17 protein-coding genes and 1 pseudogene are annotated in these 16,369 nt (G+C 38.8%); 12 read left to right on the forward strand and 6 right to left on the reverse strand.

The features are described 5' to 3' along the window. Positions 1 to 85 precede the first annotated feature (85 nt). The 6 genes and pseudogenes from MKY45_RS16260 to MKY45_RS16285 all read left to right on the forward strand — a co-directional run bounded on the left by MKY45_RS16260 (position 86) and on the right by MKY45_RS16285 (position 6,376). Positions 86 to 1,813 carry an ABC transporter ATP-binding protein gene (locus MKY45_RS16260; protein WP_042535404.1) on the forward strand — a complete coding sequence of 576 codons (1,728 nt, stop codon included), beginning with the start codon at positions 86 to 88 and terminating at the stop codon, positions 1,811 to 1,813. After that, positions 1,803 to 3,607: pseudogene (locus tag MKY45_RS16265) on the forward strand (ABC transporter ATP-binding protein). The gene MKY45_RS16260 and the pseudogene MKY45_RS16265 overlap by 11 nt, the downstream one beginning before the upstream one ends. A gap of 184 nt (positions 3,608 to 3,791) precedes the next feature. Continuing rightward, entirely contained in the window at positions 3,792 to 4,517 is a 726-nt protein-coding gene (locus tag MKY45_RS16270; protein WP_341173112.1) for an alpha/beta hydrolase, read from the forward strand. Positions 4,518 to 4,606: 89 nt separating this feature from the next. Next, complete coding sequence (locus tag MKY45_RS16275) at positions 4,607 to 5,119, forward strand: YjcG family protein (RefSeq protein WP_042535410.1); 513 nt, start codon at positions 4,607 to 4,609, stop codon at positions 5,117 to 5,119. Between the two features lie 6 nt (positions 5,120 to 5,125). Then, positions 5,126 to 5,551 carry a GNAT family N-acetyltransferase gene (locus MKY45_RS16280; RefSeq protein WP_042535412.1) on the forward strand — a complete coding sequence of 142 codons (426 nt, stop codon included), beginning with the start codon at positions 5,126 to 5,128 and terminating at the stop codon, positions 5,549 to 5,551. A 111-nt stretch (positions 5,552 to 5,662) separates the two neighbouring features. After that, positions 5,663 to 6,376: a YetF domain-containing protein gene (locus MKY45_RS16285; protein WP_042535414.1), complete on the forward strand. Its 714-nt coding sequence runs from the start codon at positions 5,663 to 5,665 to the stop codon at positions 6,374 to 6,376. Between the two features lie 58 nt (positions 6,377 to 6,434). Here MKY45_RS16285 and MKY45_RS16290 read toward each other — a convergent pair whose 3' ends face one another. Beyond that, positions 6,435 to 6,683 carry a hypothetical protein gene (locus tag MKY45_RS16290; RefSeq protein ID WP_042535417.1) on the reverse strand — a complete coding sequence of 83 codons (249 nt, stop codon included), beginning with the start codon at positions 6,681 to 6,683 and terminating at the stop codon, positions 6,435 to 6,437. 220 nt (positions 6,684 to 6,903) lie between these two features. Between MKY45_RS16290 and MKY45_RS16295 the strand changes: the two genes are divergently transcribed. After that, positions 6,904 to 7,374: a CotY/CotZ family spore coat protein gene (locus MKY45_RS16295; RefSeq protein WP_042535419.1), complete on the forward strand. Its 471-nt coding sequence runs from the start codon at positions 6,904 to 6,906 to the stop codon at positions 7,372 to 7,374. Between the two features lie 58 nt (positions 7,375 to 7,432). Here MKY45_RS16295 and MKY45_RS16300 read toward each other — a convergent pair whose 3' ends face one another. Both MKY45_RS16300 and mgtE read right to left on the reverse strand, forming a co-directional pair. Continuing rightward, on the reverse strand, positions 7,433 to 7,879 hold the full coding sequence (locus tag MKY45_RS16300; RefSeq protein WP_341173113.1) for a CotO family spore coat protein: 447 nt from the start codon (positions 7,877 to 7,879) through the stop codon (positions 7,433 to 7,435). A 137-nt stretch (positions 7,880 to 8,016) separates the two neighbouring features. Continuing rightward, entirely contained in the window at positions 8,017 to 9,396 is a 1,380-nt protein-coding gene (gene mgtE / locus MKY45_RS16305; protein WP_341173114.1) for a magnesium transporter, read from the reverse strand. A 978-nt stretch (positions 9,397 to 10,374) separates the two neighbouring features. Between mgtE and prpE the strand changes: the two genes are divergently transcribed. Beyond that, positions 10,375 to 11,124, forward strand: a complete 750-nt coding sequence (gene prpE / locus MKY45_RS16310; protein ID WP_193064328.1) for a bis(5'-nucleosyl)-tetraphosphatase PrpE — start codon at positions 10,375 to 10,377, stop codon at positions 11,122 to 11,124. Here prpE and MKY45_RS16315 read toward each other — a convergent pair. The 3 genes from MKY45_RS16315 to MKY45_RS16325 are packed head-to-tail and all read right to left on the reverse strand — an operon-like array spanning position 11,099 to position 13,455. After that, positions 11,099 to 12,022 (reverse strand): RluA family pseudouridine synthase, encoded by a 924-nt coding sequence (locus MKY45_RS16315; protein WP_341173115.1) that lies wholly within the window; start codon positions 12,020 to 12,022, stop codon positions 11,099 to 11,101. The two genes, prpE and MKY45_RS16315, sit on opposite strands and share 26 nt — an antisense overlap. Next, on the reverse strand, positions 12,023 to 12,826 hold the full coding sequence (locus MKY45_RS16320) for an NAD kinase (RefSeq protein WP_042535429.1): 804 nt from the start codon (positions 12,824 to 12,826) through the stop codon (positions 12,023 to 12,025). A 20-nt stretch (positions 12,827 to 12,846) separates the two neighbouring features. Further along, a complete protein-coding gene (locus MKY45_RS16325) occupies positions 12,847 to 13,455 on the reverse strand; it encodes a GTP pyrophosphokinase (RefSeq protein ID WP_042535431.1) in 609 nt (202 codons plus the stop codon). A 265-nt stretch (positions 13,456 to 13,720) separates the two neighbouring features. Here MKY45_RS16325 and MKY45_RS16330 point away from each other — a divergent pair, with 265 nt between their 5' ends. The 4 genes from MKY45_RS16330 to MKY45_RS16345 all read left to right on the forward strand — a co-directional run bounded on the left by MKY45_RS16330 (position 13,721) and on the right by MKY45_RS16345 (position 16,366). After that, on the forward strand, positions 13,721 to 14,290 hold the full coding sequence (locus MKY45_RS16330) for a CYTH domain-containing protein (protein ID WP_042535433.1): 570 nt from the start codon (positions 13,721 to 13,723) through the stop codon (positions 14,288 to 14,290). Between the two features lie 143 nt (positions 14,291 to 14,433). Continuing rightward, positions 14,434 to 14,823: a globin domain-containing protein gene (locus tag MKY45_RS16335; protein ID WP_341173116.1), complete on the forward strand. Its 390-nt coding sequence runs from the start codon at positions 14,434 to 14,436 to the stop codon at positions 14,821 to 14,823. Positions 14,824 to 14,838: 15 nt separating this feature from the next. Continuing rightward, a complete protein-coding gene (locus MKY45_RS16340; protein WP_042535437.1) occupies positions 14,839 to 15,702 on the forward strand; it encodes a ClpXP adapter SpxH family protein in 864 nt (287 codons plus the stop codon). A 484-nt stretch (positions 15,703 to 16,186) separates the two neighbouring features. Next, positions 16,187 to 16,366: a hypothetical protein gene (locus MKY45_RS16345; RefSeq protein ID WP_139089162.1), complete on the forward strand. Its 180-nt coding sequence runs from the start codon at positions 16,187 to 16,189 to the stop codon at positions 16,364 to 16,366. Positions 16,367 to 16,369: the final 3 nt, after the last annotated feature.

A 16,369-nucleotide genomic window follows, 5' to 3' on the forward strand; every position in this document is an offset into this window, starting at 1 on the left:
ACCATTCATTCTATAATATAGTAAACAATTTATTTCCATTTTAATTTCTGAATACTTTTACTCTTTTAGTTGGCGGGTGGTTGATTTGCGAAAGGTGTTTTCCTATTTAAGACCTTATACATTTCCTTCAATAATTGCATTCTCATTAATGCTTATCGAGCTTACAGTAGAGCTGTTGCTTCCCCTCTTCTTGGGACTGATGATTAATCAAGGGGTAGTAAATCAGGATATCCAAAATATTGCATTTTGGGGTTCGATTATGATTGGCCTGGCTCTTTTATCCTTTCTTGCAGGCGTTCTAAATTCTTTTCTGTCCTCTCATGTCAGCTTTTCCTATGCTTATGATTTGCGGGAGGAACTATTTTCCAAAATTCAGAGCTTCACCTATGCAAAATTAAATAAATACCCTACATCTTCTCTGGTTACGCGGTTTACAAATGATATCCGCCAGATTCAGAATACCGTTTTCATGGTGCTTCGTATTATGGCAAAAGCACCATTGACTGTCCTTGGCGGTGTTATCATGGCTTTTGTAGTCAATGCGCAGCTGGCATTGATTTTTTTAGTCACTGTGCCGCTTCTCATTTTATTTCTTTTATGGATATTAAAAATTTCAAGCAAATTATTTAAACAGGTACAGAGCAATGTAGACGATGTCAATCGTGTCATGCAGGAAAACCTTGCCGGTATGAGACTCATCAAAGCCTTTACCCGCCGCAGCACAGAAGAAAACCGATTTGATGACGCCAACCGGACACTTGCTGTGACGACCCGAAAAACCTTTCGAATTGTGGAATCATCCGGTCCCGTTTTATTGTTTGTTATGAATTTAAGTTTAATTTTTATTATCTGGTTCGGAAGCATCCAAACTGTTAACGGGCAGGCAAATATTGGTGAAGTTGTTACGATGATCAATTATGCGCTTCGTGTAGCGATGGCCATTTCTATGTTTTCTTTTATTATCATGATACTTTCCAGAACAAAGGCGTCTGCCGAGCGAATCAGCGAGGTGCTCACAGAGGAAGATGGAGAACAAGAGGAGTTAAAACAGGCGGTTTTTTCTTTGTCGAAAGGCCGCCTCGTATTTGAGAATGTCTCTTTCCGTTATCCGGACGCATTTAAGGAAACACTATCAGATATTTCATTCTCCGTAAATGCTGGTGAACGACTGGCGATTATCGGAGCAACAGGGTCCGGGAAGACTTCTTTATTCCAGTTGATACCCCGCCTTTACGAGCCTTCTAAAGGAAATATTTACGTAGATGATATACTTTTAACGGACTATTCCTTCAAGGCTTTACGGGATGGTATCGGTTACGTTCCGCAGACACCGCTTTTATTTACCGGCTCTATTTTTGATAATATCGCTTTTGGAAAAAAAGACGCAACAATGGATGAAGTGATTCAAGCAGCGAAGGATGCACAGATCCATGATACGATTCAACAGCTGGAACATCAATATGAAACCCGAGTCGGTCAGAAAGGAGTAAATCTCTCTGGCGGACAAAAACAACGCATCTCTATTGCCCGCGCCCTTATTCGCAAGCCGGAGATGTTAATGCTCGATGACAGTACAAGTGCACTTGATTTAGCTACTGAAGCACGTTTTCTGCAAGCGTTGAATTATTATCCGTATACAGTTCTTCTAATCACACAAAAAATAGCTACTGCTAAAACGTCCGACCGGATACTTCTGCTAGACCAAGGAAAAATTCTGGATATCGGTACGCATAATGAGCTGCTCGACCGCTCTGAATTATACCGGGCTGTCGCAGAATCACAGCAGGAAAAGGAGGTTCTCCATGCGAAATAATTCTTTAAAAGCTGCTTTTCAATATAAACGAATTGATGTATCAACTGTGGATACAGGTGCTTCAAAAAAAGCAGAAAACATGGGAGCTGCCTTAAAACGGATCTGGAACTATTTAAAAATGGAAAAAGGGAAATTATTTCTTGTTATTTTCATGGTCGTTATCAGTTCATTATTTGCTCTATTGGGTCCCTTTCTAGTCGGAATGTCTATTGACCATTTTATTGCAGTCGGGCAGCTAAACGGACTTGGTCTGCTGCTTTTAGGATTGGTTATCGTCTACATGATCCATTCCTTATCGCTCTTTCTTCAAAACTATTGGATGATAGATATTGCACAGCAAACCGTATATACGCTGAGAAAAATTTATTTGAACAATTTCACCGCCTCCCTATCTCCTACTTTGACCAGCGTCAGCATGGGGAGTTGATGAGCCGGCTAACCAATGATATCGATAATATCAATAACACCCTGAACCAATCAGTGATTCAAATTTTCGCCAGTGTGCTTACTTTAATCGGTACAGTCAGTATTATGCTCTATCTGAGTCCTATCCTGACAGTTGTTACGATGTCGATTATTCCAGCCATGTTTTTCGCGATGCGCTGGATTACCAGAAGAACCGGACCTCTTTATAAATTACAGCAGCGGGATTTGGGAGATGTTAATGGCTATGTAGAAGAAATCGTTTCCGGTCAGCATGTTGTGAAGACGTATTCACAGGAGGATTATGTAAAAGACCAGTTTGAGCGAAGAAATAAATCCTTGCAGAATACTGGTTTTTGGGCTTTGACCATCTCAGGGTTCATCCCAAAAATCATGAATACCTTGAATTTTTTAAGCTTTGCGATGATCGCCTTTGTCGGCGGTGTGCTAGTTATCACGTCAAACGGAGCACTGGTTACTGTCGGAACGATTGTTATCTTTACTGAATATGCCCGACAATTCACCAGACCTTTAAATGAATTATCAAACCAATTCAACTTGCTGCTATCCGCTATCGCGGGTGCAGAAAGAGTATTTCAGGTAATGGATGAAACCCAAGAGGAAGTTGACGAGGACGGGGCAATAGAGCTTCCAGATACAAAGGGACATCTTGTTTTTGGCCATGTCGGCTTCGGTTACGAATCAGCAGACATTCTAAATGATATCAGCTTGGAAGCAATGCCCGGAGAAACAATTGCATTTGTAGGCCACACCGGCGCCGGGAAAACTACCATTATTAATCTGATTTCCCGTTTTTATAATTATGATAGCGGACAGATTACATTGGATGGTATCGATATTAAAAAAATAAAACGGACCAGCCTGCGAAAGCATATGGCTTTTGTTTTACAGGATACATTCTTATTTCACGGAACGATTCGGGAAAACATCCGTTACGGCAACTTAGATGCGACGGATAAAGAAGTAGAACAGGCTGCGAAGAATGCGAATGCTCATGACTTTATCATGTCTTTGCAGGATAGATACGACACCGTGTTGGATCAGGACGGAAGCGGCATTAGTCAGGGACAAAAACAGCTGTTGACCATCGCCCGCGCATTATTAGCAAATCCGAAAATTTTAATCCTTGATGAGGCGACCAGTAATATTGACACCGTAACAGAGCTGCACATTCAAGAAGCATTAAAACGCCTGATGAAGGATTGCACAAGTTTTGTTGTCGCCCATAGACTCAATACGATTCGGGAGGCAGATAAAATTATCATGCTGGAAGATGGAAATATCATGGAGCAGGGCAGCCACGAGGAGCTTATGAAACGGAAAGGGAAATATTATCATCTTTATCAATAAAATGAGACTTTATTCAGCCGATTTTTGCTTTTCTTACTAAATATCAGTTGAATGAATCAGGGTGTTACACTGCGATAGAATAAGCTTCAAAAGGACGTTCAAGTGACAGCACCATTACACAATGATAAACTATTTCTATACGATAAAAACATATTATTCATTATAAAAAATGGAGGTGGGAAGCTTGCGCAGGAAAGGAAAAATGATTGAAAAAGAAATAAACAGCTCCTTTTTAGGAGAAACGATGACATTACAGATTTATCATCCTGAAGTCTTCTCTACAGCGTATAAATATGAAATCTGCATCATGCAGGATGGAAAGGATTACTTTCAGATGGGACGAATCGCTACATTAAGCGACAAGCTTCATGATGAAAAAGAAATGCATAATGTGATTTTTGTGGGAATTCATTACAAAGATAAATATGACCGCAGAGAAAAATATCACCCGTCCGGCGAGCAGAATGAAGCATACACAGATTTTCTCATCCAGGAAGTCGTGCCATATTTAGATGAACTGATTCCGGCAAATCACCAGGAAAAATCACGTTCTATTATTGGCGATTCTCTGGCAGGAACATTGGCATTGATGACCGCAATGAAATATCCGGACCTATTTGATAAAGCAGGAATACAGTCCCCTTACGTGGATGATAAGGTGTTAGCTCATGTGGAGCAGGCAAAGCCCCTGTCCACACTGGATATTTATCACACCATCGGTACAGAGGAAACAGAAGTAAAAATGAGCGACGGGAATACAGCTGACTTTGTAGAACCGAACCGCAAATTAAATCAGACATTGGAAAATGCTGGAGCAGCATATACCTATCATGAATTAGAGGATGGTATCCATACATGGAAGTATTGGCAAAATGATATGCGCCGCCAGCTCACAACTTTATTTGATTAAAATTTCTATTTTCCATTTCTTTTGCTATACTTATGTAAATACAGATTATTTATAGCTGATAATAATTTATATACTAGGAGGTTGTATGAATGAAATATGGAATCGCTATTTTCCCTTCAAAAAACGTACAGGATCAAGCAAATGCATTAAGAAAGCGTTACGACCCAAGGTACGCGTTAATCCCTCCGCATATTACATTAAAGTACCCGTTTGAAACAGATCCGGAGCAGATTGATGACGTGGTTCAGGAGCTCCATAAAATTGCGGGCAGCGTAGACCCTTTTTATATTCATATCAATAAGGTAAGTACCTTTGAACCGATAACAAATACCATTTATTTAAAAGTTGAACCAATCGAACAGTTACAAACGCTCAATGAACACCTGCAGCAAGGAATTCTTGAGAATAACCAAAAACATTCTTTTGTACCGCATATTACAATTGCCCAGGATTTGGAGCATGATGAATTCTCAGATATTGTAGGAAGATTAAAAATGGAAGGTTTTGCAATCAAGGATTATATTGACCGATTCCAGCTGTTATACGAATTAGATAACGGTTCTTGGACGGTATATGAAACATTTTTATTAGGAAAGGAATAAACACGCATGCTCGTAAAAACTGCAAGGACACCAGAAGAATTACAAGATGTGTATCACATTCGAAATGAGGTATTTGTAGATGAACAAAACGTGCCTTCTGAAGAAGAGATAGATGAATTCGATAAAACAGCAACGCATTTTATCGCCTATGATGAAGAAACTCCAGTTGCTGCCGCCCGCCTTCGATTCACGGAAGACGGTTATGGTAAATTAGAGCGCATCTGCGTGCTCAAATCACAACGCGGAAAGTCTATCGGCAAAAAAATAATGCAAAAAATGGAACAAGAAATAATACAACAGGATTTTCATAAAGCCAAATTAAACGCACAGACACATGCACAAAATTTTTACCAAAAGCTTGGCTATGAAGTGACATCTGGAGAATTTATGGATGCAGGCATTCCTCATGTCACCATGATAAAAAAATTATAAAGGTTTAAATAGAGGCTCTTATCTCTGGCAGATAAGGGTCTTTTTTAATACATTTTTTCTCTGCTTTTGTACACACTATAAAATACTGTGTACATTAAAGGAGCGTATGATATGTCTAGTTATATGAGTATGTTTACAGAAGTTATCTTTGGTTTTTTCGCATTATTTTTAATCACAAAATTATTAGGCAAAACACAGATTTCTCAGATTACCCCATTTGATTTTATTTCCGCATTGCTCTTGGGAGAATTAGTCGGGAATGCTTTATTTGACCCAAACGCCGGCATACCGGAAATAGCATTCGTCGTAGCTCTATATGCTATTCTCATGTATATTATCGAAATCGTATCACAAAAGTATAAGCGGACCAGACATCTGCTTGAAGGAAGTCCAACCATTATAATCCATCGCGGCAAACTTGTCCGGGATATGATGAAAAAAACCAAGCTGGATATTAATCAGCTGCAGCACCTTTTAAGAGAAAAAGATGTGTTCTCTATCAGTGAGGTAGAATTTGCAGTATTAGAAGCAAATGGAACGGTTTCTGTTCTGAAAAAAACGGATTATCAAACGCCTACACGCAAGGATCTAAAATTATCTCCCCAGGATGTTACCTTGCCTATCACGCTCATTAATGACGGGGAAATCATTCAAGATAATATGGAGGAGAAAAATCTTCCATTATCCTGGCTGGAGGAGTCTATCCATGAACAGGGGTATAAAGATGTTTCAGAAATTTTTTATGCAGAGTATATAAAAGGGAGTCCTCTATACATTGTACCCTTTTTTAATCGTAATCATAAAAAATATACAGATTATGATTGAGGCTGATCTTCTGCTTAATCATAAGGAAGCATTCCTGTTGGAAACAGGAATGCTTTTATTATACATATTTATTGATATGCCTTCCTCTCCCCGTGATGAGGGAAGAATCCAGCGGCAGGTCGATTGGTTTTTGAGGTTCAGGCCGATTGCGGTAATAGCGCTCATATGTCGCGCTTAGTTCCTGATGCTTTCTATCCAATTGAACCTTAAAAGCACTTTCTACTTGGTCCGCTTTTTTCTGGGTCGGCTGTACTCTTTGATGATAATCAGCATACTGTGAAGTCTGCACCGGAAGAATATATCCCATCCCCCGCACCTCCTTTGTATAGTCACCTTTATATACCCTTCCTCAAAAATTTGAAACCGCTTTTTTCTATATTATATACAGTTTCTTAATTTTTGTATAGTCAGAATTTTATTTTTATTGCAATAGCCATTCATCATAACCACACTCGCCCACACCAACACAAGGAAGACACATATCCTATAAGGAAAGAAAATTCAAATTGTGAAAGGAGCAATTTCTCATGGGTTGTGGAAAAAATTACGATACCGGAAGTTGTGTAGCAGATATTTTAAAAGACATTGTTGATGCTCAAAATGACATTGTAGAAAATTGCTGTGATACGAGCTGTGAACAATCAATCAACGATCTTTTATGTACAAATGAAGTAACGAATGATTTAGACACCGTACCTGTTATTCTATACTGCAAGGATTGCAAACCTTTTAAAGGGTTTGGCACCACGAAAAACCATCACAACAAGATGAATCCTATTTTATCAAGCTTTATTTTCAGGGTGAAAAAAGTAGATAAAAACAATTGTGCTATTCTTGAGTTATTACTCAGTGATGGAGAAAGCTGCGGTTTTGATCATATGAAGGATCCTACTGACCAAAACACCGAAGACCTGGAAGCAACAGGTATTTGTATCACAGTAGATTTAGATTGTTTCTGCCATGTTACTTGCTTACCAGCAATTAGAGCATTTCACTAAAATAGCAGCAAGAACCAAAAAGACACCATCCAGGTAATATATTCCTGGACGGTGTTTTTTAAAACCCTAATAACTGAATGCTTTCAATATCCTTAATTGCAATTTCCACCCTGTTTTTTCGGTTATTTAACTGTAAAAAAACAGTATCTTTTTCTGTTTCACGAATAATGCCCCGGTATTTTTTATTAGAAGCTGTCATTATTTCACACCTTATCGACGGAGCAAATTCAGAACGATTGGTTAAATAATTAATTTTTTCCGGAATCGTCATTTCCATAAACTTTTTCTTGCTCGATTGCTGTTCTTCTGACCGGGAGCTCTCGGCTGATGGTCTTTTTTTATCTTTTGGCTGTGTTTTATTCAAAGTCGGGACTTCGTTTGAATGGAGTTTCTTCTTTCTTCTATAGTCGCCAACATAATTTTCCTGCATCGGAGCTTGAGATGCTTTCAGTTGAGGCTGGCTGATGTAAAGTAAAGGAGCTTGCGCTTTATTTTTTTCTGTCATTGGTCATTACACCCCTTCTCGGCTTATCTTGTATAGTGTATGAACCTAGATTTTGTTTTGTGTCAAAAGCGCCATGTCTCTACATATGAAAAAGGATTGCCTCTAATTTGTGAGACAATCCTTTTTCAGTCATATAATCAAATTAAATAACTCATAAATGCAGTGGCCATTCCAAAATAAATCAATGTAGAAATAAGGTCATTAATCGTTGTAATAAATGGTCCTGATGCTACTGCCGGGTCAATATTCAAGCGATTCATCAGCATCGGGATAAGAGCCCCTGCTAATGTTGCTACAAGAAGGGAACCCATAATAGATAATCCTAAAAGTATGCCTAAATAAATACTTCCCTGCCATATAAAAATAATTGCTGCAAGGATTATTCCACAGAAGACCCCATTGATGAGTCCTGTTAATGCTTCTCTGCCCAAAAGCTTCCATTTTCCAGTATTCTCAAATTCTCCTGTTGCCATTCCTCGTACAGATACAGCAAGAGCCTGTGTCCCAGAATTACCTGCTGTCCCTCCAATTAAAGGGATAAAAGCAGCTAAAATCGCTACTTGCTCCAGGGTTTCTTCAAAGCTGGCAATCAATGTAGCAGTTAACATACCTAAAAATAACAGGATAACCAGCCAAGGAAGTCTTTTTCTTGCTGAACGAATTGCTGTATCGTCCTTAATATCCGTGTTGGACATTGCGGCTAATTTGGAGTAGTCCTCACTGGCCTCTTCTTCCATAACGTCTAAAATATCATCGACTGTGATAATACCTAGAAGATGATCTTGAAAGTCAACTACCGGAAGTGCAAGAAAATCATAATCCCTGAACATCTGTGCAACATCTTCCTGATCCTTTGCAACGGATACAGCGACAACTTTGGTACTCATGACTTCTTTAATCAATGTATCATGGTCCGCAATAATTAAATCTCTTATTGATAAGACACCGACTAAATGTTTATCATCATCGAGAACAAACAAGTAATAAATCGTCTCAGCGTCTGGAGCTTCTTTTTTTAACTGATTCATCGTCTCCGCAACCGTTTGATTTTCAAAGAGGACGACATATTCTGTTGTCATAATACTACCAGCGGTTTTTTCTTCATAATGAAGCAGCTGTTTAATATCGTTAGCAGATTCCTTATCCATGATTGTTAAATAACTGACCACTTTTTCTTTATCCAGCTCATTCAAAATATCGACTGCATCATCGACAGGCATTTCAGCAAAAATCATCGCAGCATATCTCGGATCCATCTCCTCAAAAAACTCAACGACATCATCCAAATCAATATTGATTAATATCTCTGACATTTCTTCAGGAGATAAATACGTGTATATCTGTGACCTTCTTTCTTCATCCTGCTGCTGGAAAAATACAGCCTGATCATATGGATGGTTTTCCAGAAACTCTGTCCGAAACTCCTCCATTTTTTCCATTTCCAATGCTTCTTGAACTTTATCAATATGTTCTTGAAACTGTTCTTTATATTGAACATCATATTGATCCTTTTTCATAGCAATTCCCCCTTTCTTTTCACTGATTTTCTTATTCTTACACATCCTTCCCTATTTTACAAGATGCGAAACAAATAGCAAGTCTTATAGCAGCAAACAAGAACTTTATCTCACTATATAAATTGAAGTAAGAAATTACACTTTATTTTTCTTATAAAAATGACGAAATAATGATTGAAAACAGTAACTAGCGACGGTTTTTGATGGGGCGAGTAATCGCAATGGTTTTCGGTGGGGCGAGTAACCGCAGTCCCTGTCCCGGAAGAAAAACACGGAGACTCCTGGTCGGCTAAGAACGGTCACGTCCTGTGACCAACGACCGACACTAGGACGTCCTGTCCGTCGTGGGAAAGCGCGGAGGGAAGACCCCGCAGAAAAAAAGCGAACTTCTTTTTTTCTACCCGCGGGGCATAAGTGCGACTTTGCTTCTGTCTGCGCCTGACGGCTTGCCAATCAGCAAGTCTTCTTTAAAGGAGATGAGCTCGGGGCCCACGGAAAGCGGAGTGTTTTTCTGGGGTTGCGATTACTCACCCATGAAACCCGTTGTAGCGGTAGCTATTAATTTCAATTTATATAGATAATCAGCTTTTTCTTTGCTGGCTATACACTTAAAAAGGTTACGATGCTATTTATTTTCCTGAAGGCAACTTTTTTACCCAGCACTCACTTTATATGTGTTTTTTCTTGTTGTCAAGTAAATTTCCTTCAATATATTATTTTGTGTTAGGGAAACATTAACTTTTTCCAATTTGAAGTTCACGTGTACAGGAAGATTACTATATCTATTATTTTAATTTACATGCGTGTTCAAAAAAGCACGGAAAAAAATACGCTTCAAAAATGGAAAAAATCCAATACATAATGGACCGGTAAAAAAGATTTCATTCACCATCACATACTTCAAAGAAAATTAAGTTATACTGTAAGATGAGCCTATATTTTAATGAAATGAACTTATATGTACAAGGAGGTTTGACGATGAAATTAGATATTATCGGCGACATACATGGATGCTTGGACGAGCTTTTAGACTTGCTGGACAAGCTGAAATATCATCAGAATAATGGCATCTATTCTCATCCTCACGGCAACAAAATCGTATTTATAGGAGACATCACAGACCGCGGACCAGATTCCATCGCTGTTATACGGCTGGTCTATCAGTTAGTTATGGAACAAAAAATAGCTTATTATGTCCCGGGAAATCATTGCAATAAATTATACCGTTTTTTTTTAGGAAACCGGGTACAGGAAAAGCATGGTTTAGAAACGACGGTTGCTGAATGGAAAAGCTTAAATGAATCTCAACAAATGGACATTCAGGAAAAGTTTATGACGCTTTATGAGAAAGCTCCTTTGTATTTACATTTTGAAGACATGAAATTAGTTGTTGCTCACGCAGGAATAAAGGAACATTTAATTGGACAGAAAGACGGGCACACAAAATCATTTGTCCTTTATGGAGATGTCACTGGCCAAACAGACCATCAGGGAAAACCAATCCGGCGGGACTGGGCAAAGCATTACCGGGGAGAGCCATGGATTGTTTACGGGCATACACCTGTTATAGAACCGCGTCAAATCAACCGGACAATCAATATAGATACAGGTTGTGTGTTCGGAAATAAACTGACTGCTTTTCAATTTCCCGAGCAGACAATCATTTCCGTGCCATCCAACCAATCCTTTCAGCCTGAGCGGTTTACAGATTTCCCGGATAATCCATAGACAAGCTTTTTTTACATGCAGCCATATCTGAGGAAAGCATACAGTGGAATTGCATTTTCTTATGTTCAAAAGGATTCTCCCATTCAATTGCTGTACAATGCAGCGCTTGACGCTCGAGGGCATCTGTGCTTCCTCCATACAGGTCATCACCCAGAAGAGGATGCCCCAAATGGCTGAAATGAACACGAATTTGATGCGTTCTCCCTGTTTCCAATTGAATTCGCAAAAGAGAGGCTCCAGAAAGTTTGGATACAGTCTGGTAATGTGTCGTTGCTTCCTTTCCATCCTCCCAGTTCACTTCACGTTCTATAATAGATGTTTTCTTGCGGGCGATTGGCGCATGTACCGTTCCGGCTGAAGGAGTCATTTCTCCAGTAATAATCGCTTCGTACGTACGATGGATTTGATTCTTTTTCTGCGCTTCGGATAACAGCGCATGCGCATACCGGTTTTTCGCAACTAAAACAAGACCAGACGTATCTCTGTCTAATCTTGTTACGATATGCACCGTTGCCGGATGATCTGATGCATTATAATAGGCCTGAATCCCGTTTGCTAATGAATCACGGCGGTCATTCATTGCTGGAAGACAAGCCTGACCAGCCGGTTTATTTAATACTAAATGATCTTCATCCTCATAAATAATTGCCAAATTCATTTCTGTTGCTTCAATACCGCCTGACACTTCATCAGGAAAAATGACGGTTAACGTATCATTTTTCCTGAGTGCTTCGGTTATATAGCTCTTCTTTTCGTTGATTAAAAATTTTCCGCCCTCTTGTTTCATAGCAGTCAGCAGTCTTCTTGAAAAGCCCTGCTTTTTCTGTAAAAATTCCTTTATCGTCAGCTGAGCACTATCCTCCGGAATTATCCAGCTTTTTTGTATCGCTGCAGTCACTTAATCCACCTCAGTAACAAAGGAATCCCGTACACGATGCCAGAAAGGAAATTGTCTAAATCGCGCAAAACGGATTTTTTCATTGGCCACACGGCATTGAATCGATTTTACTTCATGATAATTCTTTGTGAAATGATCAATCTGAATCAAGAAGGAATTATCCACCATCGGCTTTAGAAAGCATGTATGGTGCTTCGGTAAAACTAACGGCGAGCCAATCGTCCGGAAAACACGGTTATTAATCGATGCATTCTCCGTTATCTGAATAGCTTCCAGAGACGGGTGAATAATTGCTCCTCCAAGCGCTTTATTATATGCTGTACTGCCGGAAGGGGTCGATATACATATCCCATCCCCGCGGAATGTCTCAAAATGCTCCCCCTTCAACTCCACATCTAAGACAACAGATGAACCATCTGCCGTTTTGATCATCGCTTCATTTAACGCAAGATGCCTGTCTTCTTTTTTCCCTAATTCGTCCCGGATGATTACTTCCATTAATGGATATTCTACCGTTTGAAATGGCGTTCTCGCAATTTCAGTCAAGAGCTTATCCACTTCCTCCTGCGTCCAATCCGTGTAAAAACCTAAATGACCGGTGTGAATCCCGATAAACGCTGTTTCTTTCAGACGGTGATTATAGCGATGAAAAGCTTCTAAAAAGGTACCGTCGCCGCCAACTGAAATAGCCAAATCAGGCTCCTCCTTGTGATATTCCAGTCCAAAAGACTCCAAATATTGCCGCATCATGTTCTTTATTTTATTTGACCGCTTGTCTCCTCTAGAAACAATTTTAAACTTCATTACATTTTCCCATCCTTTGCCTATGATTTACGATGAAAAACACGCTGAGCTTCATGGATCTCACTTCTGATTTTAGACATTTCTTCATCCAGTTTAAATGCAGCCTCGGCAGCCTTCTGCAGACGCAGTTTAACCTCTGAAGGTAAATTCCCTTCATATTTATAATTTAAAGAATGTTCATTGGTCGCCCAAAAATTCATCGCAAGTGTACGTATTTGAACTTCAGCTATAACAATTATTCTTCCCGTCACCGTCTCCACGGGGTATTCAATAATCATATGATAAGATCTGTACCCGCTATCTTTTTTATGAAAAACATAATCTTTTTCTTCAATAATTTGAAAATCATTGCGTTTCCTGAGCATTTCGACGATGGGATAAATATCATCAACAAATTGACAAACAACTCTTATCCCTGCGATATCCTGTAAGGTGTCTAAATTCTCAAGAGGAATTTGCCGTTCACGCGCCTTTTCGATAATACTTGGTATTGGTTTTACTCTTCCTGTGACAAACTCAATCGGTGAATTGCTGGATTCTCTCTCATACTCAGCACGAATCCCTTTTAGCTTTACTTTTAATTCTTCCACTGCCTGTTTATATGGCGCTAACGTTTTTCCCCAGTCCATCGAACATCACCCTATATGTAAACTAATATTATTATTTTTATTTTATCACAGAGTAGCATTAGTACAAAGGAAAGAGGGACTTTTAAGGAAAACTCGGCAAACCGGGCCTTAAATAGGATGCTCTTAAACAACCTGCTGTCAGGAATCTCCACGCCAAAGTATCGGGTTTTTTCGAAAGCCATCTGCCCGCATAGTTATTTTTTGCAATGCTTCTTCATACAAGCCATAATAGAGATAATCTAATTTTAGAACTGGAGTTTTATGTATGAGCCAAGAAGTAGAAATTGAATTTAAAAACCTGCTGACCACACAGGAATATAATCAACTGGCAGAAGCTTTATTTTCACAGGCAGAGACAATAGAGCAGACAAATTATTACTTTGAAACGCCCTCCTTTGATTTAAAAGGAAACCATTCTGCATTACGAATACGGAAAAAGAACGAAACATATACTTTAACATTAAAAGAACCGCACCCGGATGGATTATTGGAGACGCATGACAAGCTGTCAGAGGAAGCATTTCTATCATGGACTTCCGGCTCGCCGACAGAAGCTCCAAATGTATTAAAACAGCTGCAGGAAATGTCTGTCGACGTGTCATCGCTGACTTATTTAGGAAAAATGACCACCTTACGAAAAGAGAGACCTTATCAGGATACACTCATTGTTTTAGATAAAAGTATGTATTTAGATGCGGTGGACGCTGAGCTGGAATTAGAAGCAGCTTCAAGGGACCATGGAGAAAAAGTATTTAAAAGCTTACTTGGAAACTATGAAATACCTTTCCGGGAAACGCCCGCTAAAATAGCACGTTTTTTTAATCAAAAACAGTGAAACCCCCTGTAAAAAGCAGTTGTATTACAAATTGTTATTCTCCATTTGTAATAACAAATAGGAGATTAGCCTTCTGTTACGGTACAGATTATTTGATGAAGTGAATCTATATTGCTACAATACTAGTACAAGGAGCAAATGATATGAAACAAAATAATATAAAAACGGTATATAGCGGAATTGGCGGTTATGAAAAGATGGAGCAGATTGTGGAAACATTCTATGGATATGTAAAAGAAAATCCTGTCTTAATACCGCTTTTTCCGGATGATTTAACCGAAACAGCTCATAAACAGAAGTTATTTCTCACACAGTTTTTCGGCGGTCCGAGATTGTATGAAGAAGAACGCGGACATCCGATGTTAAGAAGAAGGCATCTTCCGTTTCCGATAACACCAAGTGCCCGAGATGCTTGGCTGGCCTGTATGAATCTTGCACTAGTAGAAAACGAGGTAGAAGAACCTTATTATACGGAAATGATGGAACGAATGACCTTGACTGCAAATCATATGATGAATACCCCTGAATCTTAGAAAGGAGCATTCAAAATGAATGGAAATCAACAAGAACTGTCATCTTCTAATCAAATGGACCCTGCTTTTAACTACATGAAATATGTTCAAAAACCGATTGAAATGTATGTTTTTATTGATCCATTATGTTCTGAATGCTGGGCATTAGAGCCTTATCTAAAAAAGTTATATGTTGAATATGGCCGTTTTTTTACGATAAAGCATGTAATCAGCGGACAGCTGACCGCATTAAATTCAAATGGTTTAAATAAAAACAAACAAACAAAACAATCCAGTTTCACTCATTTCCCAAGCAATCATAAAGAGATTGATTACCCTTGGGTTCCAGCTCTCGCAATTAAAGCAGCGGAACTGCAAGGCAAAAAGGCCTCTAAACAATTTATTCGCAAAATACAGGAGACACTGTTTTTTGATAAACAGAATATCTGTAATGAGGATGTCTTATTAAGATGTGCCTCCGATGCAGCTTTAGATATCGAAGAATTTCAAAAGGATTTATTTTCAAATACTTCTAAGCGTGCACTGCAATGTGATTTACACCTTGCTTATGAGATGGAAGTAGATTATACACCTACCATTGTTTTATTTAACCAGGAAGTTGAAGATGAAGGTGTAAAGCTTTCTGGACTTCATCCGTATGATATTTATGAATTTGTGTTAAAAGAAATTTTACAGCGCACACCGATTCCGTCTGTAAAACCATCATTAATCGACTATCTGCAATTACAGAAAACAGTATGCACAAAGGAACTATCTGTTATTTATGACTGGTCCATTGATAAGACAGAAAAAGAGCTTAAAAAGCTGCAGTTTCAGCAAATCGTTGAGAGAGTGCCGGAAAAAAATGAATCCTGCTGGAAATACCTCGGCACGCTTTGAATCTATCATGATTAATGTCTGAGCTTCCTAGAAGTTAAGGCTTCCCGGCAGCCAAACGACCGATGCGTTAATACAAATTAGGAAATACACTTATTTTGAGCATGGTTATCAATTTATTTTATTTTGAACCTGATCCGATCAAAAAAAGACCGGATCAGGTTTTTTTGATAATAAAAAAGATACACGGGGCAGCGTGTATCTTTTTTTCCGTCTTTGTATAATTACAAAGGGGGGATGGGAGAAAGTTTCATGATCAAACAAAAGGGGTATTTGTTTGTAATCAACTTACAATTATATTCTAGCAAGTTCCTTTTCAGTTTTCAATAATTATGTGCATCTTTTCACAAAATATTCACTTCTGTTCTTTTCCGGCAGTCATTGTGTCATTTTTGTTGGACTTTTTGAACTTCTACTTCTAGAAGAAATAACTCGGACATATAATGCAGTACAAACCAATTCCCCATCAAAGGAGGAGTCCAATCATATGCGGCGTAATTATTTTCCTTTCTTATTCATACTTTTAGTGATTATCGCCTTTTTCTTTAATTTATTAGGCTTTATGAACATGATACCTATGTATATAACGCTCCCCTTATTACTCGCATCCATTTATTGTATGCTGTCTTCCATTGCCTATCAGAAAACAAGAGGATACCGGCGCTGAAAA

Origin of the sequence: Oceanobacillus sp. FSL K6-0251 (assembly GCF_038004725.1) — a bacterium.
Taxonomy (GTDB): Bacteria; Bacillota; Bacilli; order Bacillales; family Amphibacillaceae; genus Oceanobacillus; species Oceanobacillus oncorhynchi.